Raw genomic sequence first — 26,977 nt, 5'->3', positions numbered from 1 at the left:
AGGGACAGATTTTTATGACATTTGATTACGATTTGTTTGTCATTGGTGCTGGGCCTGGAGGATTGGCAGCAGCTAAAAAAGCAGCTAGTTACGGTGTACGTGTCGCTATCGCCGAACAAGAATCCGTTGGTGGGACTTGTGTAAATCGCGGTTGTGTTCCTAAAAAACTTATTGTCTACGCTGCTGATTTCGCCCTGCAAAATCAAATAGCGCACAGTTATGGGTGGAGTGACTGTCAAACATATTTTGACTGGACATTATTTATTAAGTCAGTACATCAGCATATTAACACCATTAACCAGTCGTATTTTCAGCAATTGCAAAAAGCTGGAATTGAACTAATTTCCGAATGTGCCACTTTTATCGATACCCATACTATCGATATAAATGGACGCAAAGTTACAGCAGACAAAATTTTAATTGCTGTGGGAGGGCAACCCCTCAAGCCCAAAATCCCAGGTATAGAATACGCCATTACATCCCGTGAGATGTTTCATTTACCCTATCTACCGAAACGTTTGGCAATTATTGGCGGCGGCTACATTGGCGTAGAATTTTCCAGCATGATGCACGCTTTTGGTTGTGAGGTGGTGGTAATTGAAAGAGGCGAGATGATTTTATCGGGGTTTGATGATGACATTTGCTCTGCGGTACAACAAGGTTTGACTAAACGCGGAATTAAGTTTTTCACCAACAGCACCGTTGATGAAATCAAATTTTCAGAAGAAGGTTTTTTGGTAACTATTACTGGTGAGAGCCAAGAAATAATTACAGCAGATACCATCTTAGTTGCCACAGGCTACGCTCCAAATACTAAGAATCTTGGTTTAGAAAATGTCCATGTTGAACTTGGCGAACATGGTGCAATCAAAGTAGACGAATACAGCCGCACTAGTGAAGAAAACATTTTTGCTGTGGGTGACTGCACCAGCCGCGTGCAATTGACTCCAGTGGCTAAGGCAGAAGGTATTGCCTTTGCCGATACAGTTTTTGGCAACAAGGCGCAAAAACTAAATTATGATTATGTGCCTACTGCTGTTTTTTGCCGTCCAGAAGCGGCTAGTGTGGGAATGACGGAGGCAAAAGCACGGGAAAAATTTGGTGAATCTGTACAATGCTATTGCACCCAATTCCAGCCACTGTTATATCAGTTAATCGAACAGAATCAATCAACCACTATAAAGGTAGTGATAAATGGTGATTCTGGGAAAGTTTTAGGCGCTCATATGGTGGGTGAACATGCAGCAGATATCATTCAAAGTCTGGGTGTGGCAATTCGCAAAGGCATTACCAAGGAAGACTTGGATGAAACAATAGGCATTCATCCCACAGCAGGAGAAGAATTCCTGTCGTTAAATTAACGTGAGTTCGATGAATCTCTCCCTCCCAGCCTCCCTTTCCGTTTCGGAGAGGGAGGAGCAACGAAAAATTCAGCTTTTTGCTCCCCTCTCCGTGTCGGAGAAAGGTCAAATAAGACTTGTCGAACTCACGTTAACCAAGCGAAAAAAGAAGCACGAGTGCTTTAGCCTACAAGCGAGGTTTATACCTTTTTGCCTGCCCCTGCGCCCTTATTAATGTCCCCGCGTCCTCTTTAAGTAGTTTCTGAAGATGTTTCTGAACAAGATTTTGTGGGAGCGCCTAATTCATCTAAAGTATTCATTAATGAGTCATCCTGTTGCATGGGGTATATGGTTTGGGAACTTACAATATCGTTAAAAACTTTAAGATCCTCAAGAGCCTCTGATGCCGACTGATATCGCTCCTTAAAGTCTTCAAGCACCATTTTACTGAGAATCTTAGCTAGAGAGTGGCTCACTTGAGAGCGTAGTTTACCGCCGTAGGCATCGCTCCATTTTATCTCTCCATCAGCATCTCTATCTAGCTCACGGGGTGTTATACCAGTCAAGGCTTTAATCCCAACCATGCCGACTGCATAGATATCACTACTGTAATGTGGACGCCCAAAACATTGCTCACTTGGTGCGTAACCCTGAGTACCAATGCCAATAGTGAAGGGGGTTTGCTCTTGATGATCAAGCTGTCTTGTACTGACTTCTTTGACAGCTCCAAAGTCAATCAGTACTAGTTTACCGTCTGAATGTCGGCGGATGATATTGCTGGGCTTAATATCCCGGTGAATCACATTGTTTTTATGGACAAATGTTAATGTTTGCAATAAGTCTCTGACAATTTTGATCACTGCAATTTCCTCAATTGCTCTGCCTGTTGGCAATTCCTGATTTAAAGGATGACCAATGATCTGTTCTTGTACTAAATAAAATTCTTCATCTTCTTCAAAATACGCCAAAAGTTGCGGAATTTGAGGGTGTGTTCCCAATTTTTCGAGTGTTTGCGCTTCTGAGCTAAATAAACGTCTGGCAAGTTGCAAAGCTTCTGGTTTGGTGTTGGCTGGTTTTAGTTGTTTAACAACACATCGTGGATTTCCAGGACGTTGGGTATCTTCGGCAATGTAAGTTTCGCTGAATCCACCGGAACCGAGAACTTTGACAATTTTGTAGCGTCGAGCCAGGACTTTTCCTGATAAGGCTAAATCTCGTTGCTGAATTAGGTCTTGCAAGTCATCTTGTTGGCTAATAATCTCTTGGACAACAGGGGAAGTTTTATACTTCTGAAAAATGTCTACTATTTGGCGTTTTTTGATGCTTTCTCTCACCAATGAGGTTGTCAGATAGCAAAGTCCGGTCATCGCGATCGCAATCATTGGTACAGTAGTGGGGAAAATTAACTGACCATAGACAAATAACCCATAGCTAATTCCTACCCAAGTGCCAGAGAGGGCAAGGCTATATAGAAATCTATTGATACTATGCTTGCGTCTGCTAATCATCAAGGCTGTACTGCCAACTATAATTAGCACAAACAAACCCCGCAACGGTCGACTATCAATTCCTGGGGCGATGGCTTTACCTTTCATCAAAGTTGCGATCGCATGGGCGTGAATTTCCACGCCTGACATCCGTTTAGTGCTGTTGCTAACAGCTACTGGATAATAATCATTATGTAACTTATCTGTTGCACCAATCAGCACTATCTTGTCTTTGAAGACCTTTCCCTGCTGCAAATAGGTGTTCCAGTTCTCCGGGTCGAGTACATGCCAAAGGGGTATTTGCTCAAATGTACCAGCAGGCCCCCAAAAATGAATGCGATTGCCCTTTGGTTGGGGATAATTGACTTGTGCTGCCCTGAGCGTTGCTTCATCAAAAGTGGGTAGATTTTCGATCAAATTATCTTCAGCTAACAACTTAGAAAACTCACTTCCCAATTGATGAACTTTACCATCTACCTCTAGGGGGAAATTAACTGAGCCAATGGACACTGACCCTATACGAAACATCTCTTGTGGGTCAATTAATTGCATAAAAGACCCTTGGCGGATCTGGGAATTTTCGTAGACGGCTGCTAAGGTAACTTTGCTGCCATATTTTTGTAATACTGCCTGGAGTTGGCGATCGTCAGCCACTCCATAACTACTTGGCGTGTCAAAAACGACATCTACCCCTACAGAACGGACACCTGCTTTCATTAACTTTGTAATTATCTGAGCATATGCAGCCCGTTTATAAGGATAAGATTTCAGTGTTTCTAAGTATGCATACTGTTTCGGATTTGTTCTATAGTACTGTTCGGGAACTGATATTGACTGATCGTCTATTGCTAAAATTACGATGTCTTCTGGAGGCAAAATCGGTCCACGCACTTGAAAAAAGCCAGAAAGCGCCTTATTTTCCATCAATTGAACCAATTCCCCACCAGAAGCACTCAGTACTCCTGCACCTATTGCCCAAGCACCAGCGAGGAGATGGCCTAAGCGAAGCATCCACCTAGACTGGCGAGCCGATGCTGTTGACGTTACTTTTGTCGGTTTACTTGACACTCTATTGGCAGTAGAGACATAGTTTTTAGTTAAGGTAGATGTAGGTTTTTCTGCCATATCGTGTTACTGATTGATTTAAGTCCAACACTTTTATTTATTCAGACCACGTTTTAGTACAAGCACATTGAAATAAGACTTAAATGACAATCTTATACATTTGTAAAGTATCTTCTATTCATCAACAAACTTTTATTGGCAAAGATAGTCTCCAAGAGATTCCTACTCAGGTACTGTCTAACTTATTATTTTTCTGTTGAGTGAGTTACAACTAGTGATCGTCTCACAGATTATAGCTGGATCTGCTTCGTCTCTGTACTTGGTTGCGGCGATATTTTAGCTTCATTTAACCAACAAGTACTCTCTTGACTAGGTGTATTACCGGAAGCTGTTCCAAGTCCGTCTTCTGTCTTTGGCGCAATATTGGTACTCTCCATAAAGCATATCCTTATAATGAAAGCTTTACCTATAGATAGGCATCAACTTATATCCTACCCTAAGCCTATGCCATACCTCTTTAGGAGTAAACTTTAGTGTTATCCAGCTATGAATCCTGTTACTGCTTCAATTTTATTGGTAGATTTTGATCACAGGGTGGCTGTTGCAGTGCCGGAGGTGAATAAGGTTTAGCACCCAGGATCTCAACTCCAATGTTGCAGGCGTTTTTATGCCTTGAAAGAGGTAGGATAAAAGCTACAGATGAAGAGTTAGTTTATAGATATTAGCAAACAAGGCATTTGAAAATTGCTATAATCTATTGTTCCATCTAAATTCATATATATTATTAGGTGTAAATTTGTATGGGTTCTCCAATGAATCGTCTGTCTATTTTTGTAGATGGAAACAATATGTTCTATGCTCAACAAAAAAATGGTTGGTTTTTTGACCCGCGGCGAGTTTTAGAATACTTCAAACATGAGCAATCAGAAACAACATTAATTAATGCATTCTGGTACACTGGCTTAAAAGACCCACAAGATCAGCGAGGTTTTAGAGATGCTCTAATTAGTCTAGGATATACAGTCAGAACTAAAATTCTTAAAGAATATTATGATGATACTTCTGGTCGTTACTCGCAAAAAGCGAATTTAGATATTGAAATTGTTGTAGATATGTTTAATACAGTAGACCAGTATGACCGAGTAGTATTATTCAGTGGTGATGGAGATTTTGAAAGAGCAATCGAACTATTACGATCAAAAAATACACATATTACAGTAGTATCGACAGAAGGAATGATAGCTAGAGAGCTACGCAATGCTACTGACAGATATATAGATTTAAATGATATCAGAGATCAAATAGAAAAAACAGAAGGTTAGTATTCTTAACAATTATTTACAAAGGCAAGAGTATAAAGAAAAACTAAGTTTGAAGATATTTTGATCCACAAGTAAAAACTAAACAAAAAACCGCAAATGACAAACAAAACAGATCGAATCATCATTTTTGATACTACACTGCGAGATGGAGAGCAGTGTCCAGGAGCGACTCTAAATATAGATGAAAAGCTAGTTATTGCCAAGCAACTGGCGCGTTTGGGTGTGGATATAATTGAGGCAGGCTTTGCCTTTGCCAGTCCCGGAGATTTTGAAGCAGTCAGCAAGATTGCCAAAATTGTAGGGACAGAAAATGGCCCGGTAATTTGCAGTTTGGCAAGAGCAATTAAAGCAGATATTGAAGCAGCCGCAGAAGCATTAAAACCCGCAGTTAACGCCAGAATTCACACGTTTATTTCGACTTCTGACATACATTTAGAGTATCAATTGCGGAAGTCACGGGCAGAAGTGCTAGCGATCGCCGAAGAAATGGTAGCTTATGCCAAGTCCTTCGTGACAGATGTGGAATTTTCGCCGATGGATGCGGCTCGTTCCGATCCAGAATTTCTTTACCAAGTGTTAGAGCGAACGATCGCAGCTGGTGCAACAACAGTTAACATTCCCGATACAGTTGGTTACACCACCCCTAGCGAGTTTGGGGCAATCATTAAGGGGATTATCGAAAATGTCCCCAACATCGACCAAGCGATTATTTCCGTTCACGGTCATAATGATTTAGGCTTGGCAGTTGCTAACTTCTTAGAAGCGGTCAAAAATGGCGCACGGCAACTAGAATGTACCATCAATGGCATTGGCGAACGTGCCGGAAATGCATCACTAGAAGAATTGGTGATGGCGCTGCATGTGCGACGGCAATATTTTAATCCCTATTTGGGAAGACCAGAAGAATCTCAAGAAGCCCTGACAAATATCGACACCCGACAAATTTACAAAACCTCACGCTTAGTTTCCAATTTGACGGGAATGTTAGTACAACCAAATAAAGCGATCGTCGGGGCGAATGCCTTTGCTCATGAGTCTGGAATTCATCAAGATGGTGTGCTAAAAAATAAGCTCACCTACGAAATTATGGATGCTCAATTGATTGGGTTAACAGACAATCAAATAGTTTTGGGCAAACATTCAGGGAGAAATGCTTTCCGCACCCGGTTGAAAGAATTGGGCTTTGAACTGTCAGATACTGAGTTAAATAAAGCATTTGTCAGATTCAAAGAGGTAGCAGATAAAAAGAAAGATATTTCTGATTGGGATTTGGAAGCGATCGTTAACGATGAAATCCAACAAGCACCCGATTTGTTCCGGGTAGAGTTGGTGCAAGTTTCCTGTGGTAGCAACGCCCGCCCCACTGCTACAGTCACCCTCCGCACCCCAGAAGGTGAAGAATTAACCGATGCTGCGATCGGCACTGGACCAGTAGATGCAGTTTACAAAGCCATCAACCGTGTGGTGAATGTGCCCAACGAGTTGATTGAGTTTTCTGTGCAGTCAGTAACAGCAGGTATTGATGCCATTGGAGAAGTGACAATTCGTTTACGTTATGAATCTAAAGTGTTTTCTGGTCATGCAGCGAACACAGATATCATCGTGGCATCTGCACAAGCTTATGTAAATGCGTTAAATAGGTTGTATGCATCTTTGCGAACTCAAGAAAAGCAAGAAGTATCTACACAGAAAGTCTGAGAATCTATCTGTTAAACTGCTCATAATAAAAGCACGGCACCTTATTTTTAGCATCAGCTAAAAAACTCCTCCCCTAATTAGGGGAGGAGTTAAGTGTGAGTTCCGAAAATTCGTTGGAAAATCATGCTAACAGAACAACATATCAATATTAGAGAAGCCACAACCACAGAAGACTTACTGATTGCAAAACACTTTTATCAAATGTGGCTAGATATTGGTGTGCATGAGAGTAATATCCATTTGGAGTGGCAGAATACTACTCTCAAATTCATAAAAGAGGCGCGTCGAGATTTGTTTTATAATGCTTTTGTTGCAGAGGTTGATAATACAGTTGTGGGTTCTGCAAGCTGTCAACTGTTTGCAGGTTTGTACCCGAATGTTTTCAAAGATGAATACCGCAAATTTGGATATATTTGGGGGGTTTACGTTGAACAATCTTACCGCAGACAAGGCATTGCTAAATGCCTAACTAATAGAGCAATTGAATATTTAAAAGTCATCGGTTGCACGCGAGTGCTTCTTAACGCTTCGCCATCGGGTAAACCAGTTTACTCCAGCATCGGTTTCTCTGAAGGGAATATAATGCAATTAGGTTTAATTTAAGTACAGCATTTTTTTTGCCTTGTAGTGGTGTGTGATCAACCTAAATTGATGAAGTTCTACAAATATCATGCTCTTGGCAACGATTATCTAGTTATTAATCCCCAGGATTTATTATTTCCACTTACTTCGGAAAAAATTAAAATAATTTGCCATCGAAATTTTGGAATTGGCTCAGATGGTATATTGTTGGGCCCATTAACATCTGAAACAGCCCAGTTTGCATTACGCATCTTCAATCCAGACGGAAGTGAGGCAGAAAAGAGTGGTAATGGACTGCGGATTTTTTCTCGCTATCTCTGGGATAGAGGCCTTGTAAGCGAAGAGTCATTCTCAATTGAAACTGTAGGCGGATTGGTTCAATCGGTTATCCAAAATGCAGGGAAAACGGTTCGGGTAGAGATGGGAAAAGTTAGCTTTTGGAGTAATGATATCCCAGTAGTTGGCGATCGCAGAGAAGTAATTGAAGAAAGAATCAATCTTAGCGATGAAACTTTTACCTTTTGTGCCGCGACTATTGGCAATCCTCACTGTGTAATTCCTTTAGCTGAAGTCAAGCCCGCCATTGCCAAACAGTATGGGCCAATATTAGAAGTTCATCCCCTTTTTCCAAATCGTACTAATGTTCAATTCATGAAAGTCTTGAACCGAAATACCATCCAAATTGAAATTTGGGAAAGGGGCGCTGGCTACACTTTAGCTTCAGGTAGTAGCAGCAGTGCAGCCGCGGCTGTTGCACATAAACTTGGTTTGTGCGATTCCTCTATTACTGTGCAAATGCCTGGTGGAGAAATTTTGATCCAAATCAACAATGATTTTACGATTTCTATGACAGGTTCTGTAACAAAGGTTGCTGAAGGTGAATTATCAGCAGAATTGTTTGTAGATTAGCGATCGCACCATAAGACTATGATTTTCTCTAAGGGCGTTTGAGCGATAAAAGTATACCTATACCTTAAAAAACTACAACATCTCTCGTTATTATGTGTCCAAAGGAATGAGAGTAAGGTTAAAGCATCATGTACATCCCAAGCGCTTTTCGAGAAGATGACATTGAAAAACTTGTCACTTTCATGCATGCTAATAGTTTTGCCACATTGGTGTCTATTTTAAATGATGTCCCTATTGCCTCACATATTCCGCTAGTTGTCACAGTGCAAAATAATGTGGTTAAGCTATCGGGTCATCTTGCTAAACCAAATCCTCAATGGCAGGTCTTTGGGGTAGGCGAGACACTGGCTGTCTTCACTGGCCCTCATGCTTATATTTCGCCATCTTTGTATGAGAAACAAGAGAGTGTACCAACGTGGAACTACATCGCTGTACACGCTTATGGTGTGCCCCAAGTTATTACCCTCAGTGATTCGCCAGAATTGATGGATAAGATGATTGAGGAGATGATTGACACCTATGGTTCTGAGTATAAATCTCAATGGCATAGTTTATCCGATAACTTTCGCGAAGGAATGATGAACGGCATCATTGGTTTTGAGATGACCGTGACACGGTTGGAAGGCAAATACAAACTTAGCCAAAATCGCAGTCATTTTGACCAGAATAATGTTGCACATTCGTTGTTACAAAGTACAGAATCAACTGTTCATGGCATAGGTGCTGCAATGAAACAGAATCTTGAAACTGGTGAAAATTTGTCGGGATAATTGCCTAGGCGGTCGATGTATTAACTTAACTTTGTAGTGCGATCGCAGAGTTAAAATTAGATAGCACTGATAAATTTAGAACGCAAAAGTGGCGTATACCAATGCTGCAATCCATTGAGCAACGCATTGAGGGTGTCATCAATAATCTTCTGCCAGCAACGGCGTTAGAAGGAAAATTTGGTCTACCGAAAACATTGAGTGAGCAATTAGCACATCACCACACCCCAGGTATCAGTATTGCAGTTATTAATGATTTTAAAATCGAATGGGCGCGTGGATTTGGGGTGTGTGAGGCCAAAACAACTCGTGAAGTTACACCAAACACATTGTTTCAAGCAGCCTCAATCAGCAAACCTGTTTTTGCTTTAGCAGTTATGCATCTTGCACAGCAAGGTCGTCTCAATCTGGATGAGGATGTCAATACCTATCTCACCTCATGGCGTGTACCTGCGATCGCAGATTGGCAACCTCGAATAACGTTACGCCAATTATTAAGCCACACTGCTGGCTTTACGGTGCATGGTTTTCCAGGCTATTCCAACTCAGATCCATTGCCAACCACACTTCAAGTTCTCAATGGCGAACCTCCAGCCAATACCGATAAAGTGGAGGTCAATATCATCCCTGGTTTGCATCATCGCTATTCGGGTGGCGGCATAACAGTTGCTCAACAGGTATTGGTTGATTTGCTCAAGCAACCTTTTTCAGAAATTATGCGCGAATTGGTACTCGATCCGTTGGGTATGACAAATAGCACTTACCAGCAGCCGCTTCCCAATGATTGGTCAGAAAAAGCAGCAACGGCTCATCCGTTTTCTGGTGTTCCACTTGAAGGCAAGTACCACATTTATCCTGAGATGGCAGCAGCCGGTTTGTGGACAACGGCATCAGATTTAGCCAAAGTTGGCGTTGAACTGTTGCGAGTATTGCATGGGTTCTCTCCTAGTGTGTGGAGTAAAGAGACGGTAGAAGAAATGTTGCGTCCCCAGCAGATCGAGCAAACCCAAGGAGCAAATGAATCATTTGTAGGTTTAGGGAATGGATTATTTGTGGGATTAGGATTCTTTGCGGGTGGTGGAATTGGTGATGGTTTCTACTTTTTTCATAGTGGTAAAAATAAAGGATTTGTAGCATTGATGCGTGTTTACGCGCATATTGGAAAAGGTGCTGTTGTCATGCTCAACTCGAATGAAGTTGAACTGATACAAGAAGTAATGCGAGCGATCGCGCTTGAGTATGACTGGCCTGACGTGTTTGAGAAAGAAAAACCAATCATCACCCTGTCGCAAACTGAGAAGTACTCAGGGTTATACTCAACAAAGTCTGGATTGCAGTTCAAAGTAGTGACCCAGAATGAAAATTTGTTTATACAATTTGACCAGCAACCACCGTTACAGTTTTTTCCTACATCAGAGTTAGAATTCTTTGCTAAAACAGTAAATACAAGTATTTGCTTTGAAAGGGATGACACAGGCAATATCACTGCAATGACTTTAAGCCAAGCAGGTGTCACCAGTTTAAGACAACAAGCGGATAAGCAGATTAGGGCAGAGAGACGGGAGTGAAAAAAGCAAGCGCAGCCCAACCTACAAATCTTCTGAAGCGAGTAGTATTAAGACTGCGTTGCGATCGCAATAAGTTTAGAAAGAGTGAATTTACGTTAACAGTGTTGTTGTTTTTTCAACAGTGACAACAGCAAACACATAAGTCCCATTACTACCAATGACACTGAAGAAGCAGGTTCTGAGACAGGCTGAGGGTTTTGCACAGGCTGATAATTGATGAAATTTTCTTGAATTGGGCTGAGTGATGCCAAAAGTTGCTCAATATCGCTAGATATATCAGTGTCATTGCCAACATTTTTAGAAGAGATGAGGCGGTTAAAGGTTTGGCTACTCGATTCATCAAAATTTCCTGTGAACCCAAGAAAATTTTGACCTATTTTACCTATAAGAGAGTCAATTAGATTGTTAACATCAGTTTTTATCCCTAGTGGGGATAACTGTAAACTGCTGATATTATTAACGTTTCCAATTTTTGTGTTATCAGTATTCGCTAACCAATTGCCATTACCAATAATTTCATTTCCACTAGTAAAAACCCAGTTACCATTACCAATAATTGTGTTATTTGTACCAAAGTCCCAATTGCCGTTTCCAATGGTTGCGTTGTCACTGCCAAAGTGCCAATTACCATTACCTAATGTTGCATTATTACTTCCGTCGTCCCAATACCAGTTGCCGTTACCAAGGGTTGTGTTACCCTTTCCAAATAGCCAGTTGCCATTACCGATGGTTGTGTTGTCATTATTAAAGTTCCAGTTACCATTCCCAATGGTTGCACTGTTACTGCCATAATCCGAGTTAAAATTACCAATAGTTGCGTTATTACTACCAAAGTTCCTGTTACCATTACCAACCGGTGCGTTGCCCTCATTAAAGCGTTGGCTACCAGGATTAGATGTATTCCCACCGTTACTAGAGGGTATATTATTACCATTACCAAGGACTTCTTTTAACGGATCGAAAGGTGATTGTTGAAGCAAACTTCCAGCACCTGCGATCGGATTAGCACCTCCTGCAAATGGATTAGCACCACCTGCGATCGGGTTACTACCTCCTGCAAATGGATTAGCGCCACCTGCAAACGGGTTACTACCATTAGCACCGCCTGCAAGGGGATTAGCGCCACCTGCGATCGGGTTACCACCTCCTGCAAACGGATTAGCGCCACCTGCAAACGGGTTACTACCATTAGCACCGCCTGCAAAGGGATTAGCCCCACCTGCGATCGGGTTACCACCTCCTGCAAACGGATTAGAGCCACCTGCAAACGGGTTACTACCATTAGCACCGCCTGCAAAGGGATTAGCCCCACCTGCGATCGGGTTACCACCTCCTGCAAACGGATTAGAGCCACCTGCAAACGGATTACCAGCGCCAGCAAAGGGGTTTCCACCACCTGCGATCGGATTACCAGCGCCAGCAAAGGGGTTAGCACCGCCTGCAACCGGGTTACCACCTCCTGCAAATGGGTTAGCACCGCCTGCAAAGGGATTAGCACCAGCTGCAACCGAATTAGAACCGCCTGCAAGCGGGTTACTACCTCCTGCAAACGGATTAGCACCGCCTGCAAACGGGTTACTACCTCCCGCCAATGTGTTGTCAATATCCTTGAAAAAGTTATCACCCAAAACTGACTTTAATCGATCAAAGATCAACTTCTGAAGTCCACTGCCACCATCGCCTGCAAACGGGTTAATAGCGCCACCTGCAATGGGATTGTTACCGTTACCTAATAACAGATTGCTACCACCCGTCAACGGCCTACCTTCAGGAGACAAACTGCCATTGGTAGCAAAGGAACTACCGCTATACGGGTTACTAGCGCCACCTGCACTTGAGGTATTAACTCCACCATTAAGGGGATTGACAGCAGACTCTTCCATTGGCATTAATTTTCCTATTTTTAGTTAAAAAATTATGGGGTCTTCAGTACTTCTTATACCAATTATGAATTTGTTAAACCCAAAATCTCTCTAAAATAAAGGCTTTAATCATTTTACTGTCAAACTAACAGAAAATATTTCTTAAATACTTACCTATAAAGAGTTCCAGAGCGTAAAATAGCAAACTAGTACAATAAGGCAGAAGGCACATCACCGATAATACACGTTTTTCAGCTTTATCGAATGCTATGTTTATTTGCGCCAAGCTGTACTAGCATACTATGTACTAAAGAACTCGTTATTGTTCTCCTCTTATCTGCTGATTTTTGCAATAATTCTATTAAGCGAACGGAATTTATCGAACACCAAATCCTTATCTGCCGCTAAATCCGCTATTAAATGGGCTACTGGCACCGCCACCGGCACTTCCAGGCAATGGGCTACTTTCATCGGCACCGCCAGCGTCACCTCCAGGAAATGGGCTACCGCCACCGCCACCGGCACCAACACCAAATGGGCTACCGCCACCGGCACTTCCAGCAAATGGGTTACCGCCACCAGCACCGCCACCCAGTTCCTTGTCAAGCCTTGAATCAATTAGCTTGTCAATAGTAAGCCTCAAATCCAACGGGTTTGGTATTTCAGTTGTGCTAATACCATAGACAGCACCACGGTCGGTGCCACTACCTTGGTTATCACCACCACTAGCGCCACCAGCGCCGCCACCAAAGCCACCAGCGCCGCCACCAAAGCCACCAGCGCCGCCACCAAAGCCACCAGCACCGCCACCAAAGCCACCAGCACCGCCACCAAAGCCACCAGCACCGCCACCACCTGCGGCTGCGGATGGGCTACCACCACCAGTCAAAAGGTCTCTGCCGCCAGCACCGCCACCAAAGCCACCAGGGCTGCCAGCACCGCTACCGTCTGCGGATGAGTTACCACCACCGCCGCCTGCGGATTGGTCTGTTGGGTTGACACCGCCTGCAAAGATATTCCAGAAGTTGTCGCCAGCGAAAGGATTATTATTATAGGGTAAATCAGGCTTCTTGCTACCAGCACCACCGGCATCGCCACCAGCACTACCACCTTCTCTATTACCAACACCACTGAATATATTTTTCTGCTCTTCCTCACTGAGAACTTCTCCCAAGCGACTGAAGCGTGATTGTCCAAGCGGATTGTTCCCACTATTAGAGGATTTACCGCTATTATTATTACTCTTACTCGTATCTTCTGCCATTAGGATTAATCCTTTTATTGTTTGGATAAAAATCTTGCTAGCATTGCAACATAAAATAGACAGAAATTTAAGTTTAGTTCATGACTTTTTTGCTGTTTTTATTGTTAGCAATACTAGTTGGTAGCTATTGAATTATTTGGTTATCTTTATTAGGTGTATGATAATCAATTTTTAATCAATGCTACTTCACACTTATAATGTATATGATTTAATTTTGAAGGACAATGAAAAATATTTTGATATATTTATCAAACTTGTAGATACTTGGAGACAATAAGTTAAAAAGTTAACCGAGATGTTTGTATAATAAAATTTAATTCGGTTTAAATACTATATTGCAATGAAGAATTTTTTGATAAGTTTGCCAATTATTTAGATATTTAATTAATCTGCATTTATCCGGAATTCTATCACTTTTATCTGGCATTAAGTAAGTCGGTGAGAATAACCTAAACTATATCAACTAATGTTAAATACATTGAAATTACTTCGTAGTAAAGGCTTCAGCCCTCACCACAAACCTTTAATTATTTACGCCACTCACTTCTACCGCGAGACTGATAATAAATAATACCCTTACTGTTACCCTGCGATAGATTGCATCATATTAGCACCACTAAGAAGTGCAATGAAAAAAGGTTAAGTGCAAGGATTACTTCAGATAAATCAGCAAATTCAATCCCGGAATTGTGCGGGAAAGTGTCCACAAAACGAGAGTGATGTAAATTGAACCCAAACTCCATTGATACCAAGCAAGTGCAGAGATGATGCCAGGTAGGTGTTCGTCTCTGAGGCGAATGTCGTTAAATCCTAATTTAACTAGGTTGTTGAGACTAAAATCATAGTAATTGAGCCAGTTCCAACGGCGATCGCACAACAGAGGCATATATCGTTCCCGAAATGTCTCATTCCTTGGTATCACCGGCAAACGTCCAATTAACAATCGTAACTGGCGAAATGTGCCGTCTTCTGTGAAGTAAGAAATGTCCATTAAGTTGTGATAACGGCCTTGTTGGTAAAGTCGAATCAATAAAGCCATTGGTATGGGGACGATAATTATTAAAAGACACCCCAATGTCAACCAAGGTTGTGGAGCATTGCGAAAGATGGCTAGTAAGCTGAAGAATTCTAAAACGCTAAAACTGACTAATATCGAAATGGTTTCGTAGGATGTGGGAATAATTGGTACAGGATGCAGCCGACGATAGCGATCTACTAGCCAAAATAGTAAGCCGAAATAAGCGATCGCAACTCCTCCCACACCAAACACTAACCAAAAATTCGTACCATAGCCACTCAATAACAACAGTACACTCAACCCCAACCAACTCCAAGATTGCAGTAACCACCCAACGATGGAAAGGGGTTCACCAACAATTAAGCGCTTACTCAGTTGTGTGTATTTTTCTAAATCAATGTCTGCTAAGGTTAGTAACTCACTGCTGCTGCGAAACAATTTTATCAGACGACGCTGGGCGATCGCTTCGGCTTGAGTTGCAGAAAAACCCAGTTTAATCAAACTTGCAACGGAGGCACTATTAATATTTGTAGCCGTCAAACGACGACTCATTTCTACTAATCGCAGTTGTTGTTTTGTATATTCCAATTCATTAGCATCGGCAACTTGTTGTTGCTGACGGAAATTTTGCCCTAAATTCCGTAAAATGTTTTGATTACCTTGCAGTGTAGGGATACAAAACATCTTACCAATTTGACCAGGATTACCTAAAATTTTTGCTTGGTTAGAGTTAAAAGTTAAACCAGGTACGCTTAGACAAGCATCTGGAGAAAATCTCGCATCGCTAAAATCTGCTTGGTTGAGAATACTTGCACCTTGCAAATTTACCGATTGATTAAACTCCACCTCTCGAAAAATGACAGCTTGCTCAAAAGTCGCTTCTGCCAAAAGGAGCAACTGATTAAAATTTGCTTTAGTAAACTGCGCTTGATTCGCAAAGCGGACATCAGAAAAATCAGCGTTCTCTTGCCACTGTACACTATTGAATTTAGCCAACTCTTTAAAACTTACTTGGTTGAAGTTGGCAGTCTTTTCAAATATACTGCCTTGAAAATCAGCGAGTTCTTGAAATTGGGTTTGTTTAAAATTAGCTTTTTCAAAAAAAATGCTGCCTTGGAAATTGCTTGGTTGCTTGAATTTAGCACCGCTAAAGCTAACGGGACGACCAAATCGGGTTTCAGTCCAATTAGTGGATTGGAGAAAAGTTGCACCTTGGGCATCCACAGACTGAAGAAAGAATGTATTAGAGAACTTCATTTCGCCATTGAAACGAGTTTGCACCAGTGTCAAGACACCACGAAAGACAGCAATTTCACTCGATGGAGTTGACTGTGTTCCCAAAAGCGATCGACAATCTTTGGAGTTCGTGAGTGACTCCAGACAAACGAAGCGCAAACGCTCTAGTTCTTTTTGTTCGGTAACGGTGAAAATCGGAGCAATGGCTTGGGCATATAAGGGTGTTCTTAAACCCAAATCGCTGCCCACAAAATCCCCTAAAATTAAGGTATAACTGAGGTCTAAACCCAGAGGTTTTGCACCTAGGTCTTTTCGTAACAGTTGGTAAAAAGCATCACGAAAGCTAGTATTTTCTGGGCGCAAATCAATTACCATCTTTTGCAAATCCACCGTTAAATTGCCTTCGCGCAGTGTGGGTGTGCGTAGACGTTCTTGTAATAATTCCAGAGTTAAAAGTGTGCGTTCTGGTTGCGTTTGTGCTGCTGAACTGGGGAGGGGGAGTAAGAGGAGAATTGATAAAACGCAAAGGAGCGCAAATGTTAAACGCAAAGGAACGCAAAGGCGTTTCTCTGCATACCTCTGCGCTTTCTTTTGCATTCCTACCCTGCGGGAAAGCGTTCGCGTAGCGTCTCGTAGAGAAGCGCCTATGCGTTTAAAAAATAAGTTATGCAAATTGTTCGATCATTCGTCGCTAATGAGTAGAACAATTTTACCTGTCACAGAACCGCTTTCAATTAGTTGGTGCGCCTTAGCCGCTTCTTTCAAAGGAAACTGGTGACTAACATGGATTTTTAACTTGCCTTCATCGATCCAGGTGGCACATTGTTCGAGAATTTCTGCATGGTGCTGGAGGCTTTCTTCTAATCCTAGCAACGCTGGTGTGAGCATTAATTCTAAACCAATGCGGAGATTGCGTTGTCTAGCAGTTTTCCAAACAGTATTAGCATCAGGTTCGAGAATCGTCACAATATCACCATATACTCGCACTGCGGGGAAGGTTTTGTGAAAGATTTCACCACCTACAGTATCAAAAGCCAAGTCTACACCTTCGCCGCCAGTCCAATCTAATGCTGCTTGCACAAAGTTTGTTTGTTTGTAAAAAATTACATGATCAGCACCTAGTTGTCTGACGAAATTAGCTTTTTCTTCAGAACTCACTGTGGTAGAAACAGTAGCGCTTTTGAGTTTCGCCAATTGAATTGCTACATGCCCGACACCACCAGCACCCGCATGAATTAAAGTCCGTTCCCCAGGTTCCAATCTTCCCCGTTCGTATAAAGCTTCCCAGGCAGTGATTAATACCAAAGGTGCTGCTGCTGCTTCGGCAAAGGAGATAGACGCGGGTTTACGTGCCACAAACCGCTCATCCACAACGGTATATTCGGCATAATTACCTTGGTGTGCGCCTAATCCGCCGTAGCAAAAATATACTTTGTCACCTGGGCGAAAACGCTGAACACTAGTACCCACTGCTTCTACTACACCTGCACCATCACATCCTAAAATTGTCGGTGTGCGATCAGGGTAGAAACTGCCTCGGCTACGAAGTTTAGTGTCAATGGGGTTAACGCCAGCCGCCAGCAAACGCACTAAAAGTTCAGTATTTCCTACGGGAACAGCAGGGTTTGGCACTTCCTGTACTTGCAGAACTTCGGGACTGCCAACTGCTGTCATCAAGACTGCTTTCACTACTCTTTTCTCCTGGCTTTAGATGCACGTTCATTTGCAACTTTAGCGCAACGGGTGAACACAAAGTTATGGACATAATAATGCTTAAGAAAGGATTGTCCCTACCTCATTCTTAAAAAGGGAAAAAGCCGCGAAACATTATGTTTCACGGCTTTCAGTGTGGTGTGAGGAGTTTAACTATATATCATTATAAATTAACTACCCAGTGACAACGCACTCGTAACAATTTTGGTAACAAACTTTTTTTGCGATGATACTCTCAAGCGTCTGACTTTTCACAGGATGTGGAAAAAACTTTGTCTATACAGATTGTAAATCCTCTTAGGCTATAGTTTTTCGGTCTTTCAACATAAAATCAACTAACGCGATTTGCGGCTGGTTTTCGCGAACCATACTCCTCTATCATTTTGTTGAGTAACTAAAATCATATATTGATTTTAGATTTTCATGCGGCTTCAAGATTGATCAAACGATGGATTCTCAGATTATTGCAAGCCAAGACACTGCTTACTTTATTGACAGAATTTGAACAAATTCACGCTGCTGTATCTATGCTCAAGGGCGATAAATTAGCCCCTATGGATGCGATCGGAGAAAAGCCCGAGTTCAAGTTCAGTTGCAGCGAATAATAACTACTTATTGTTGTACGGTAGAATCAGCATTTCAGTGGATTTGCAATACACCATCTGCCCTAATATGCGATCGCAACTTCATTGTTTGCATATCAGCATTCCAGAACTCTGGATGGCTTGCAGCCAGGATGTAAATGCTCTCTCAAGTCTCGAAAATAAGTTAATAAAGTTATATAAGCCGCTGCTGAATTAGGCGAAAGTCGTATCGCCAATTGGCAAAATAACTCCATCCGAGATGGGACTAAAGCAAAGCCTACAACAGCCAGCAAAGTTAAATACTATAATATTTGGCTTTAATCCAATCGCTGACGAAGAACAACCGACAATATACTTTTTAAGTAAAACCTTAACTGAAACCTATTACACAGTATCTTACTTGCTTGATCTTTTGAATAGATTGAATATTGTTCTTTTGTATGAGATGATAGATAATCGTATTATAAAAGACTTAACCTCATATTAACATTAGACCCTTACCAATCAAAGCTTTCAGTTTTAACGACTGAATGAAGCTATCAGTCAAGCTCAAAAGGAATTCCTGTCTAGCACAGAGGATGCCTAGATATGTGTTGTAAATATTTGAGCTTTTAAGCAAATATACATATATTTATTAGCTGTTAACTTCATATATCCAAAGTAGTAATCTGACACATAAAAATAATGCTAGTTAGCAGAAATTAAAGTTTTCTTAAAAATACATACTACAACATTTGTAGTAAATGCCTCAAGGTTTAAATGAGAAACTTATGAAAAGCGCAAATTACCGAATATCAATCCATAGTCAAATAAAACTTATTTTATTAACAGTTGTTACAACATTAGTACCGTTTTCTTTCGTTTCACTAATTTTTACACTAAAACCTAACTTATCTCCATCTATTTTAACTAAAGATACAGCCGTAATAGGAGACATCCCTTTTTATGCAGGTTTATTTTCAAATATTGGTGTATTGCTTTGGTGTACTTCTGTAGTAATTTGTCTCTTTAGTTATATTATACTCAAACAAGATGCTAAGGCTAATAAAGTAGCCTCATTTTTATTGCTGTCAGGATTATTAACATTTTTATTGCTATTGGATGACTTTTTCTTGCTTCATGAAAGCTTTTTCCCAATATACTTTGGTATTAAGAGTCATGTAACTTTTACTATTTATATTGCATTAGCATTAAGTTTATTTATTAGATATATCAAAATCATCAAGAAAACTGAGTTTTTTATTTTATTGTCTTCTATTGCGTTTTTTAGTTTATCTATTATCAGTGATGTTTTGACTGATAACAATATACTTAATATTTATCTTGTCTTAGAAGATATGTTTAAGTTATTAGGAATTACTTGTTGGTTAACTTATTTTGCCAGGATATGTTTGCAAGAAATAAGCAATATGATTTCTGGAAGCCTGGATAAAGATAAACTGTAAGCGCTTGCCAACCCAAAAGTAAAGCTGTAATAGCACCAATTTTTAGTTAAAATAAATAGATAGCTTTTCTTAAGGCGATCGCTATCATATTCATCTGCGGTTAGGCACAAATTAACTGCGATCGCACTGTGGCAATCGCAATCACATATTACAAATAATTTTTTGAATTGTTATTTCCCCCGTCTCTGTTGCTTAACTGCATAGCCGTAGGGCAAAGGCCAGTTCGGTTCTTCATCCAAATGGCAACGGGCACGAATCGACCAGTATGGATCGCGGAGCATTTCTCGACCGATGAGAACCAAATCTGCACATCCACGAGTAATTACTTGGTTGGCATACTCAGCCTCCTTTATCATCCCCACAGCCCCTGTCCTAATCCCAGCCTCTTCTCGGATTTTGGCAGCAAAAGGCACTTGATAACCTGTCTGCACGGGAATCCTGGCATGAGGGACTAAACCTCCTGTGGAAACATCGATCAAATCAACGCCTAATTCCTTTAGTTCACGGGATAATATAACTGACTGCTTGAGATCCCAACCTCCCTCCATCCAGTCGGTAGCAGAGAGGCGCACAAAAAGCGGCATCCCGCTTGGCAGAATCTCTCGGATTCGTCTTGTAACCTCCAGCAACAAACGCATTCGGTTCTCCAAGGAACCTCCGTAACGATCTGTTCGCTGATTACTTAGCGGCGAAAGAAAAGAATGCAGTAGATATCCATGAGCCGAGTGGATTTCGATAATCTCAAAGCCCGCTTCAAGGGCACGCCCGGTTGTGGCAACGAAGGCTTCAATCACCTCTTCAATCCCAGCTTCATCGAGAGGGATGGGAACGGGGCCGCCCTCTTGAAACGGAATTGGGCTTGGCCCGACTACCGGCCAACCTCCTTGTTCAGGTGTTAGCGGTGTACCACCCAGCCAGGGAACATTGCAACTCGCCTTCCGGCCAGCATGGGCTAATTGAATTCCTGCGATCGCTCCCTGTTGACGAAGGAAGCGTACAATTCGAGCTAGTGGCTCAATGTGCATATCGTCCCAAAGACCAAGATCGCCGGGAGTAATTCGTCCTTGGGCTGTCACGGCTGTAGCTTCAACTACAATCAGCCCAGTGCCTCCAGCAGCCCGACTCCCCAAATGGACAAAGTGCCAATCATTTGCGAATCCATCCTCTGCCGAGTATTGACACATTGGTGACATCGCTATGCGATCTGGCAGGGTGATATCTCGAATTTTCAGTGGACTAAATAAGTCTACTTCCGGTACATCCGAATCGTGCAGACTCGTTGATTGACAGCCAGGGGAATCTATTAATTCTAATTCTGTCTGGGCTGGAGATGATGGCAAGGTACTTAGATTCTCTGTAGTCATGCTGTTACTTTTCCGTGCTTTGTGGACTAAACCCCGTGTCCGAGTTAGCTCGGCAAAATCAATTCTAGATAAGGAGTTTCAGATATTGGGTGTCTGATTTTTTCTCACTTCCCAAACGATTTTTAACTAATTCTCATAATTCCCCATCCCTCTATAGTGTAGAGATGGAAGGAGCTTCCAAATAAAAAAACATCCCATTGCAAACAGACAAGGTAAAATTTTCCCCTGCTCCCTGCCCCCTCATAGCCCTGCAAACCATTCATAGCCCTGATCCTCCCAATAGCCTTTACGAGGCAACAAATTGCTAACGAATGTAATTTGAGTCACCCACTTGCTTTGCTTGTACCCCAGTTTAATTGGGGATGCTAGACGCATAGGCGCACCATTATCAACTGATAATGGTTGTCCATTTTTTTGATAAGCCATAAGAGTTTGGGGATGTACAGCAGAGGCAATATCCCAACTTTCATAGTAGCCATCAGCAGATTTGAAGTAGACATAACGGACGTTTGATTTAGGCTGTACCAGCGCTACCAAGTCTCGCAATCGCACACCTCCCCATTGAGCGATCGCAGCCCAGCCTTCAACACAGACATGGCGAATTACCATTGAAGTCAAGGGAAGTTTTTGAATATCCCCCATACTCAATTGCATCGCGTTACTAACCTCGCCATCAATCGTCAGGCGAAACTGCGCTGGATCAATTTGCGGGGTGAAGTCAAAGGTATTAATCAGCAATTTGTCTGGTTCTATCGCACTAACAGGAAATTCAGGTACAGGTTTCTGACTTAGTAGGAGTGCTTCAAGACTTTGGTTCAGTGGCTCAGATATTTGCCGCAGATTATCTGAGAACAAATTTGTCCCACAGCCACCTAAAAGAAAGCCTATTCCTGAAAGTCCAGATACTTGCAGTAACCGACGACGGGATAGGGTGCGTTTGGGAAGAATCAGACTCATATCACCTCTACAAGAACATAGACTTAACTAGACGGATACTTCCTATCTTCAGGGCAAATAATATTTTGTTAGTGAAGAATATCTGCGCTTTGATGCTTTTGATATTAATCTATGAGCAACAGAGGAACAAAGCGACTTTTAAGCAACTGTTGGGAATATTTAGGAAAATCTGGCCATCATGCCAGGGCTAACTAGCGATTAGGGTGGGTAACAGTACCCACCCTAACACTCTAACTTGCTACTGCCTCAACAGGGGCTTCCTGAACAGCAGTTATAGGTAAATAAACACTAACTTTTTTACGGGTTTTGCCCTTTCTCTCAAACATTACAACACCGTCGATTAAGGCAAACAGAGTGTCATCGCTACCAATACCGACGTTGTTACCAGGGTGGAATTTAGTACCACGCTGACGCACGAGAATGTTTCCTGCACGCACAACTTGACCGCCATAACGCTTGACACCCAGACGTTGGGCATTAGAATCACGACCGTTGCGTGTACTACCTGTTCCTTTCTTATGAGCCATGATTTCCTCTTGTGTATCTTCTTCTTATTTATTATTATTCAGCAGCAGTTTCAACTTCTTCGGCAGGAGTCTCGTCTAAAACGGGAGTTTCCTTCTCTGGTGCTTCTTGGGCAACAAACACTGCACCGTTAAGGGTGATGGAGTCAATCATAAGTCTGGTAATTTCCTGACGATGCCCCCGCTTTTTGCGGGTTTTCTTTTTTGGCTTCATCTTGTATACCAAGACTTTACGACCTCTGTAATGTCGCATTACAGTCCCTTCTACAGTTGCACCTGTTACTAGTGGCTGTCCAATGCTGACTTCGCCATCGTGCTGCACGAGTAATACGGAGTCTATTGTAACTTTTTCATCTGGTTCAGTTGGAAGCAGTTCGATATCGTAAAACCGCCCTGGCTCTACTCGTATTTGTTTGCCGCCAGTTTCAATAATCGCGTAAGTCATGGAATTGTCCTTGAGGTTGCCGTACAGGTAGCTGGTTTTTGTCTCGTGTAGGGACGCTTTTGCCAGCTTTTGTAATATGTCTACCTGATCCGAGCAGGAATTAGACAGACAATCTAACATACTATTTTATTAACAGGGGCTAAGTCAAGCTTTCATTTTGCCAAAAGTTCTCATGGCGATCGCCCGCGCAAAGAATATAAAGTGTATTTACAGTTCAGAATAAATACTTTTTTAGTTAAATACTGCTTCCATCTTAGGACTGAGTTTTATAAATTAATAGAAATATTTAGACTAAAACTTGTATTTTCTTATCAGAATCTACACATTTTTCTTCTTTGTTTTAAAATTAAACTTACACTCTTAATGTAAAGGTTCTTCAGAAAATTTAGTGATTCCATAGGAGTCAAATTACTAGATTGAAACCTGATATTTAAAACAGGAGATAAACTATCATGACACAGCAAAATGCTACCCGACTTTTTGAAGCCGTAAAACAAGATCAAGCACTACAGCAAAGACTCAAAGCAACAGCTAATCCAGAAGCTTTTGTCAAGATTGCTCAAGAGCGTGGCTATGATTTCAGCGTCGAAGAACTAGACAGTGAAATCAACAAACTGTCTGAAGAAGATTTAGCCGCCATTATTAATCCAGGATGGGGGAATAGACGGCACATTAATCCTAGATAATTCCTGTTTGAGGAAAGCGAAAATATAGGAACAACTAAATTGACAAGTTTTGCTCCTTAAGGGGATATCGTTGCATCATACCCTTTAGGGGCATTTTTGTTAAACTAAGCAACTCTTGGTATTAGTTATTGAGTATGGGATTGTTATTATTCTTCTGCTCCTCTGCATCCCCATTGCCCACTTTCCACCTGCTTAACTCATGAGTTAGGATGACAATATTTTAATCAGGTGATATGAAAAGAATAGAAGTTGAGCAAAGAACTATCTTAATTGGTTTGGCAGGTAGCCACAGCTATGGTTTAAATCGTCCTGATTCAGACTTTGATTATCGTGGAGTATTTATCGCATCCAAAAGGTACTATTTAGGATTTGATCACATAGAACAAAAAGATACTGGTTGGGATGAACCAGGAATATTTCCATTCGTGGATGGTAACAAAGATACAGTTATATACGAATTAAGAAAAATTCTTCAGTTATTAGCAGGTGCGAATCCCAATGTTTTAGAATTGCTCTGGTTAAGTAACTATCCTTTTTTAAACGCAGTCGGACAGCATTTAATTAATCATAAACAGCTATTTTTGAGCAAAAAGGTAAAACATACTTACACTGGTTATGCTTTTGCCCAAATTAAAAAGATGGAAACTCATCGTAAATGGTTGTTAAAGCCACCACAAAAAAAGCCTATACCATCTGACTTCGCCATAGAAGACGAAGTACCCTTAAGCAAAGATGAGCTAAATGCTTTTCTGGAATATCTTTATAACTTAATCAGAGGACGGATTGAGTTTTTAGAAGAAGCGGAACAATTATACCAATTGTTGACGGCGGATATTGATTTTAAAGGAGTGTTAAAACAATACACTTTACCCGATGAAACTTTGGAATATACCCAACAGTTAACCAATAGCCGTAAAGATTTCATCCGCCTGCTTCAGAAAAGCCAAAGTTATCAAATAGCTTTGAGAGAATGGAAGGCTTATTTATCTTGGCAAGAAAACAGAAATCCGGCTAGGGCAGAAATGGAAAGAAAGTCGGGTTTTGACCTTAAACATGGGATGCACTGCATTAGATTGTTACGCAGTGGAGTAGAAATACTGCGGCAGGGTAAAGTGATTGTAGATAGGAGAATAGCTGGTGATGTTGAGGATTTAAAAGCTATTTTAAAGGGTGAGTATTCTTATGAGCAGGTGATGGAAATAGCAGAAGACTTGGTCGCCGAAATGGAAATTGTTTACGAACAATCTGCCCTACCTAACAAACCTGATTTGGAGCAAATTAATGAGTTGTGTATGGAATTGGTAGAAATGCAAAAATGGAGTCATTAGTCATTGGCTGTGAACAAATGACTAACTAGAGAGTGTACATTAAGTCAGCAAAGCCATAGAGGCTGATGATAAGCAATAGCGATGCTGTTAATTGGGTAATTCGTGTTTCGGGTGAAGGAGCGATCGCTTCCCGCACTAAGATGGAAATAGATGCCCCAACTACTAAGCTCAAGCCTAAGACTAAATAGGGCGGTTTGTCCGGTAAAATACTGGCTATTCCCAGCATAGCGATCGCTAATAAGAGCATCAATAATTCTACAAACCTGGGTGGGTTGTATTGGCTAGATAGAATAAAGCTGTTGAACCAAAAAGACCAAATTCTCATAATAAGTGAGGAGTTAGGAGTTAGGAGTTGTATAGTCAGTGCTGAATGCTGAGTTAGGAGTTATGAGTTATGTAGTCAGTGTTGAGTGAGGAATTAAAGTTATGAGTTATGAAGCAGCTTTCCATTCAAAACCCCTAATTCTTAACTCCTAACTTTTAACTCCTAACTCCTAACTCCTAACTCCTAACTTCTAACTCCTAGCTTTTGACCTGTGCCGTTTTTTTGTGCACTATCACTTTCTGGAAGTTCAACGCCAAAGATGCGGCTAAAAACTTTGGCGACTTTGTAGCCAGAATCAATCGATTCTAAGGGGTCTTTCCGCAGCCTGTGACGCAAGCATAGTGTGATTACACGGTTAATATCATCAACCGTAACTTCAGTGCGTCCTTCGTATGCTGTTAAGGCTTTGGCGGCGCGGTTAGTAACAATGTCACCCCGCAAGCCGTCTACATCGAGTTCTGAGCAGACTTCAGAAATTTTTACCCGTAATTCATAGTCAATTTTTACTTCTGGCAAAAGCTGTTGAGCATTGACAATTTGCTCTTGGAGTGATTCTTGCTGGGATTTGTAGTTTTCGAGAAATGCTGGAGGATTTTGGTCAAAATCTGCCCGTTGTTCCACGATTTGCACCCGCAAAGCTGGTTCTTTTACGGTGTGAATTTCTGCGTGCATCCCAAAGCGATCAAGCAATTGGGGGCGTAATTCACCTTCTTCTGGATTTCCAGAACCCACAAGAACAAAACGCGCTGGGTGACGGATAGAAATACCTTCTCGTTCTACAGTGTTCCATCCACTCGCGGCGGAGTCGAGTAGCACGTCTACGAGGTGGTCGTCTAGTAAGTTGACTTCATCCACATAGAGAATGCCTCGGTTAGCCTTTGCCAGCAGTCCCGGTTCAAAGGCTTTAACACCTTCAGATAAAGCTTTCTCAATGTCGATTGTTCCACAAACTCGGTCTTCTGTAGCTCCTAGCGGCAGGTCTACCATTTGGACTTTTTTGTGAGCTATAGGAATTTCCGCCCCTTGTTCTAACATTTGGCGGACTTCATCGCTCATCAAGTCGGGGTCGCTAGGATCGCTACTGAAAGGGTCATTGGCAACCACAGAAATTTCTGGCAGCAGATCAGCCAGCGCCCGGATAGTTGTGGATTTCCCGGTGCCGCGATCGCCCATGATCATTACACCACCAATTTTGGGGTCAATCACGTTCAATAGGAGCGCCAGTTTCATTTCTTCCTGGCCCACAATTGCCGTAAAAGGAAATACCACGCGACGCGCACTTGCCGTGGATTGAGCAGTTGGACTCACTAAATTACCTTAACAATATTTTTCTTATTACAGTTCTCTATTGTGACACAGGTCGGGCGTGGAATAGTTTAGTAAATTTAAAAGTCTTCTTTAGCACATTTTTTTTACGTGTATCTACTAAAATAATAATTTAGTTGATGACAGACAGATAATATTGTGTCGCGGCAAAATTGCTTATTG

General features: G+C 41.7%; 23 protein-coding genes. 11 read left to right on the top strand and 12 right to left on the bottom strand.

The features are described from left to right. Positions 1–14: 14 nt before the first annotated feature. Entirely contained in the window at positions 15–1,361 is a 1,347-nt protein-coding gene (gene gorA, locus H6G96_RS16505; protein WP_190912469.1) for a glutathione-disulfide reductase, read from the top strand. A gap of 230 nt (positions 1,362–1,591) precedes the next feature. On the opposite strand, the gene H6G96_RS16500 is transcribed toward gorA, so the two are convergent. Together H6G96_RS16500 and H6G96_RS16495 are read right to left on the bottom strand one after the other, a co-directional pair. Then, the gene (locus H6G96_RS16500) at positions 1,592–3,952 is read right to left on the bottom strand and encodes a serine/threonine-protein kinase (RefSeq protein WP_190912468.1); all 2,361 of its coding nucleotides are present in this window, start codon (positions 3,950–3,952) and stop codon (positions 1,592–1,594) included. A gap of 230 nt (positions 3,953–4,182) precedes the next feature. Then, complete coding sequence (locus tag H6G96_RS16495) at positions 4,183–4,329, bottom strand: hypothetical protein (RefSeq protein ID WP_190912467.1); 147 nt, start codon at positions 4,327–4,329, stop codon at positions 4,183–4,185. A 363-nt stretch (positions 4,330–4,692) separates the two neighbouring features. Between H6G96_RS16495 and H6G96_RS16490 the strand changes: the two genes are divergently transcribed. The 6 genes from H6G96_RS16490 (at position 4,693) to H6G96_RS16465 (ending at position 10,738) form a co-directional block, all read left to right on the top strand. After that, complete coding sequence (locus H6G96_RS16490) at positions 4,693–5,214, top strand: NYN domain-containing protein (RefSeq protein WP_041565194.1); 522 nt, start codon at positions 4,693–4,695, stop codon at positions 5,212–5,214. A 96-nt stretch (positions 5,215–5,310) separates the two neighbouring features. Next, on the top strand, positions 5,311–6,912 hold the full coding sequence (locus tag H6G96_RS16485) for a 2-isopropylmalate synthase (protein WP_190912466.1): 1,602 nt from the start codon (positions 5,311–5,313) through the stop codon (positions 6,910–6,912). Between the two features lie 123 nt (positions 6,913–7,035). Beyond that, entirely contained in the window at positions 7,036–7,515 is a 480-nt protein-coding gene (locus H6G96_RS16480) for a GNAT family N-acetyltransferase (protein ID WP_190912465.1), read from the top strand. A gap of 48 nt (positions 7,516–7,563) precedes the next feature. Continuing rightward, positions 7,564–8,403: a diaminopimelate epimerase gene (gene dapF / locus H6G96_RS16475; protein WP_190912464.1), complete on the top strand. Its 840-nt coding sequence runs from the start codon at positions 7,564–7,566 to the stop codon at positions 8,401–8,403. Between the two features lie 128 nt (positions 8,404–8,531). Beyond that, positions 8,532–9,173: an FMN-binding negative transcriptional regulator gene (locus H6G96_RS16470; RefSeq protein WP_190912463.1), complete on the top strand. Its 642-nt coding sequence runs from the start codon at positions 8,532–8,534 to the stop codon at positions 9,171–9,173. Between the two features lie 101 nt (positions 9,174–9,274). Next, positions 9,275–10,738: a serine hydrolase gene (locus H6G96_RS16465; RefSeq protein ID WP_190912462.1), complete on the top strand. Its 1,464-nt coding sequence runs from the start codon at positions 9,275–9,277 to the stop codon at positions 10,736–10,738. A 95-nt stretch (positions 10,739–10,833) separates the two neighbouring features. Here the strand turns inward: H6G96_RS16465 and H6G96_RS16460 are convergent, their stop codons facing one another. The 4 genes from H6G96_RS16460 to H6G96_RS16445 form a co-directional block, all read right to left on the bottom strand. Further along, entirely contained in the window at positions 10,834–12,627 is a 1,794-nt protein-coding gene (locus H6G96_RS16460; protein WP_190912461.1) for a hypothetical protein, read from the bottom strand. 367 nt (positions 12,628–12,994) lie between these two features. After that, complete coding sequence (locus H6G96_RS16455; protein ID WP_190912460.1) at positions 12,995–13,864, bottom strand: hypothetical protein; 870 nt, start codon at positions 13,862–13,864, stop codon at positions 12,995–12,997. A 652-nt stretch (positions 13,865–14,516) separates the two neighbouring features. Next, positions 14,517–16,715 (bottom strand): pentapeptide repeat-containing protein, encoded by a 2,199-nt coding sequence (locus H6G96_RS16450; protein WP_190912459.1) that lies wholly within the window; start codon positions 16,713–16,715, stop codon positions 14,517–14,519. 84 nt (positions 16,716–16,799) lie between these two features. Next, on the bottom strand, positions 16,800–17,807 hold the full coding sequence (locus tag H6G96_RS16445) for a zinc-binding dehydrogenase (RefSeq protein WP_190912458.1): 1,008 nt from the start codon (positions 17,805–17,807) through the stop codon (positions 16,800–16,802). 867 nt (positions 17,808–18,674) lie between these two features. On the opposite strand from H6G96_RS16445, the gene H6G96_RS16440 reads away from it, so the two are divergent. Next, on the top strand, positions 18,675–18,902 hold the full coding sequence (locus H6G96_RS16440) for a hypothetical protein (protein ID WP_190912457.1): 228 nt from the start codon (positions 18,675–18,677) through the stop codon (positions 18,900–18,902). Between the two features lie 256 nt (positions 18,903–19,158). Beyond that, a complete protein-coding gene (locus tag H6G96_RS16435; RefSeq protein WP_190912456.1) occupies positions 19,159–19,860 on the top strand; it encodes a hypothetical protein in 702 nt (233 codons plus the stop codon). Between the two features lie 170 nt (positions 19,861–20,030). Here H6G96_RS16435 and H6G96_RS16430 read toward each other — a convergent pair whose 3' ends face one another. From H6G96_RS16430 to rplU, 4 genes are all read right to left on the bottom strand, one after another. Continuing rightward, a complete protein-coding gene (locus H6G96_RS16430) occupies positions 20,031–21,224 on the bottom strand; it encodes an NADH:flavin oxidoreductase/NADH oxidase (protein ID WP_190912455.1) in 1,194 nt (397 codons plus the stop codon). Positions 21,225–21,464: 240 nt separating this feature from the next. After that, on the bottom strand, positions 21,465–22,181 hold the full coding sequence (locus tag H6G96_RS16425; protein WP_190912454.1) for a molybdopterin-dependent oxidoreductase: 717 nt from the start codon (positions 22,179–22,181) through the stop codon (positions 21,465–21,467). Positions 22,182–22,411: 230 nt separating this feature from the next. Beyond that, complete coding sequence (gene rpmA / locus H6G96_RS16420) at positions 22,412–22,708, bottom strand: 50S ribosomal protein L27 (protein WP_190912453.1); 297 nt, start codon at positions 22,706–22,708, stop codon at positions 22,412–22,414. Positions 22,709–22,742: 34 nt separating this feature from the next. Continuing rightward, on the bottom strand, positions 22,743–23,150 hold the full coding sequence (gene rplU, locus H6G96_RS16415; protein WP_190912452.1) for a 50S ribosomal protein L21: 408 nt from the start codon (positions 23,148–23,150) through the stop codon (positions 22,743–22,745). A 452-nt stretch (positions 23,151–23,602) separates the two neighbouring features. Here rplU and H6G96_RS16410 point away from each other — a divergent pair, with 452 nt between their 5' ends. Both H6G96_RS16410 and H6G96_RS16405 read left to right on the top strand, forming a co-directional pair. After that, positions 23,603–23,836, top strand: coding sequence for a Nif11-like leader peptide family natural product precursor (locus H6G96_RS16410; protein WP_190912451.1), 234 nt, complete (start codon positions 23,603–23,605; stop codon positions 23,834–23,836). 233 nt (positions 23,837–24,069) lie between these two features. Continuing rightward, positions 24,070–25,164: a nucleotidyltransferase domain-containing protein gene (locus H6G96_RS16405; RefSeq protein WP_190912450.1), complete on the top strand. Its 1,095-nt coding sequence runs from the start codon at positions 24,070–24,072 to the stop codon at positions 25,162–25,164. 25 nt (positions 25,165–25,189) lie between these two features. Here H6G96_RS16405 and H6G96_RS16400 read toward each other — a convergent pair whose 3' ends face one another. After that, positions 25,190–25,489 carry a hypothetical protein gene (locus tag H6G96_RS16400; RefSeq protein ID WP_190912449.1) on the bottom strand — a complete coding sequence of 100 codons (300 nt, stop codon included), beginning with the start codon at positions 25,487–25,489 and terminating at the stop codon, positions 25,190–25,192. Positions 25,490–25,672: 183 nt separating this feature from the next. Then, on the bottom strand, positions 25,673–26,797 hold the full coding sequence (gene bchI, locus H6G96_RS16395) for a magnesium chelatase ATPase subunit I (protein ID WP_190912448.1): 1,125 nt from the start codon (positions 26,795–26,797) through the stop codon (positions 25,673–25,675). Between the last annotated feature and the right edge of the window lie 180 nt (positions 26,798–26,977).

This window comes from Nostoc sp. FACHB-892, assembly GCF_014698795.1.
Taxonomy (GTDB): domain Bacteria; phylum Cyanobacteriota; class Cyanobacteriia; order Cyanobacteriales; family Nostocaceae; genus Nostoc.
The sequence above is the reverse complement of the archived record's forward strand: the minus strand, read 5'-3'. Positions and strand labels throughout refer to the sequence as shown.

Excerpts from the sequence above, each read along its gene's own strand:
- rpmA (WP_190912453.1), bottom strand. The coding sequence starts at position 22,708 with ATGGCTCATAAGAAAGGAACAGGTAGTACACGCAACGGTCGTGATTCT.
- H6G96_RS16480 (WP_190912465.1), top strand. The coding sequence starts at position 7,036 with ATGCTAACAGAACAACATATCAATATTAGAGAAGCCACAACCACAGAA.
- H6G96_RS16460 (WP_190912461.1), bottom strand. The coding sequence starts at position 12,627 with ATGCCAATGGAAGAGTCTGCTGTCAATCCCCTTAATGGTGGAGTTAAT.
- H6G96_RS16490 (WP_041565194.1), top strand. The coding sequence starts at position 4,693 with ATGGGTTCTCCAATGAATCGTCTGTCTATTTTTGTAGATGGAAACAAT.
- H6G96_RS16405 (WP_190912450.1), top strand. The coding sequence starts at position 24,070 with ATGAAAAGAATAGAAGTTGAGCAAAGAACTATCTTAATTGGTTTGGCA.
- H6G96_RS16440 (WP_190912457.1), top strand. The coding sequence starts at position 18,675 with ATGGGACTAAAGCAAAGCCTACAACAGCCAGCAAAGTTAAATACTATA.
- gorA (WP_190912469.1), top strand. The coding sequence starts at position 15 with ATGACATTTGATTACGATTTGTTTGTCATTGGTGCTGGGCCTGGAGGA.
- rplU (WP_190912452.1), bottom strand. The coding sequence starts at position 23,150 with ATGACTTACGCGATTATTGAAACTGGCGGCAAACAAATACGAGTAGAG.
- H6G96_RS16430 (WP_190912455.1), bottom strand. The coding sequence starts at position 21,224 with ATGACTACAGAGAATCTAAGTACCTTGCCATCATCTCCAGCCCAGACA.
- H6G96_RS16425 (WP_190912454.1), bottom strand. The coding sequence starts at position 22,181 with ATGAGTCTGATTCTTCCCAAACGCACCCTATCCCGTCGTCGGTTACTG.
- H6G96_RS16495 (WP_190912467.1), bottom strand. The coding sequence starts at position 4,329 with ATGGAGAGTACCAATATTGCGCCAAAGACAGAAGACGGACTTGGAACA.
- H6G96_RS16450 (WP_190912459.1), bottom strand. The coding sequence starts at position 16,715 with ATGCAAAAGAAAGCGCAGAGGTATGCAGAGAAACGCCTTTGCGTTCCT.
- H6G96_RS16435 (WP_190912456.1), top strand. The coding sequence starts at position 19,159 with ATGCCTCAAGGTTTAAATGAGAAACTTATGAAAAGCGCAAATTACCGA.
- H6G96_RS16410 (WP_190912451.1), top strand. The coding sequence starts at position 23,603 with ATGACACAGCAAAATGCTACCCGACTTTTTGAAGCCGTAAAACAAGAT.
- dapF (WP_190912464.1), top strand. The coding sequence starts at position 7,564 with ATGAAGTTCTACAAATATCATGCTCTTGGCAACGATTATCTAGTTATT.
- H6G96_RS16500 (WP_190912468.1), bottom strand. The coding sequence starts at position 3,952 with ATGGCAGAAAAACCTACATCTACCTTAACTAAAAACTATGTCTCTACT.
- H6G96_RS16470 (WP_190912463.1), top strand. The coding sequence starts at position 8,532 with ATGTACATCCCAAGCGCTTTTCGAGAAGATGACATTGAAAAACTTGTC.
- H6G96_RS16465 (WP_190912462.1), top strand. The coding sequence starts at position 9,275 with ATGCTGCAATCCATTGAGCAACGCATTGAGGGTGTCATCAATAATCTT.
- H6G96_RS16455 (WP_190912460.1), bottom strand. The coding sequence starts at position 13,864 with ATGGCAGAAGATACGAGTAAGAGTAATAATAATAGCGGTAAATCCTCT.
- H6G96_RS16400 (WP_190912449.1), bottom strand. The coding sequence starts at position 25,489 with ATGAGAATTTGGTCTTTTTGGTTCAACAGCTTTATTCTATCTAGCCAA.
- H6G96_RS16485 (WP_190912466.1), top strand. The coding sequence starts at position 5,311 with ATGACAAACAAAACAGATCGAATCATCATTTTTGATACTACACTGCGA.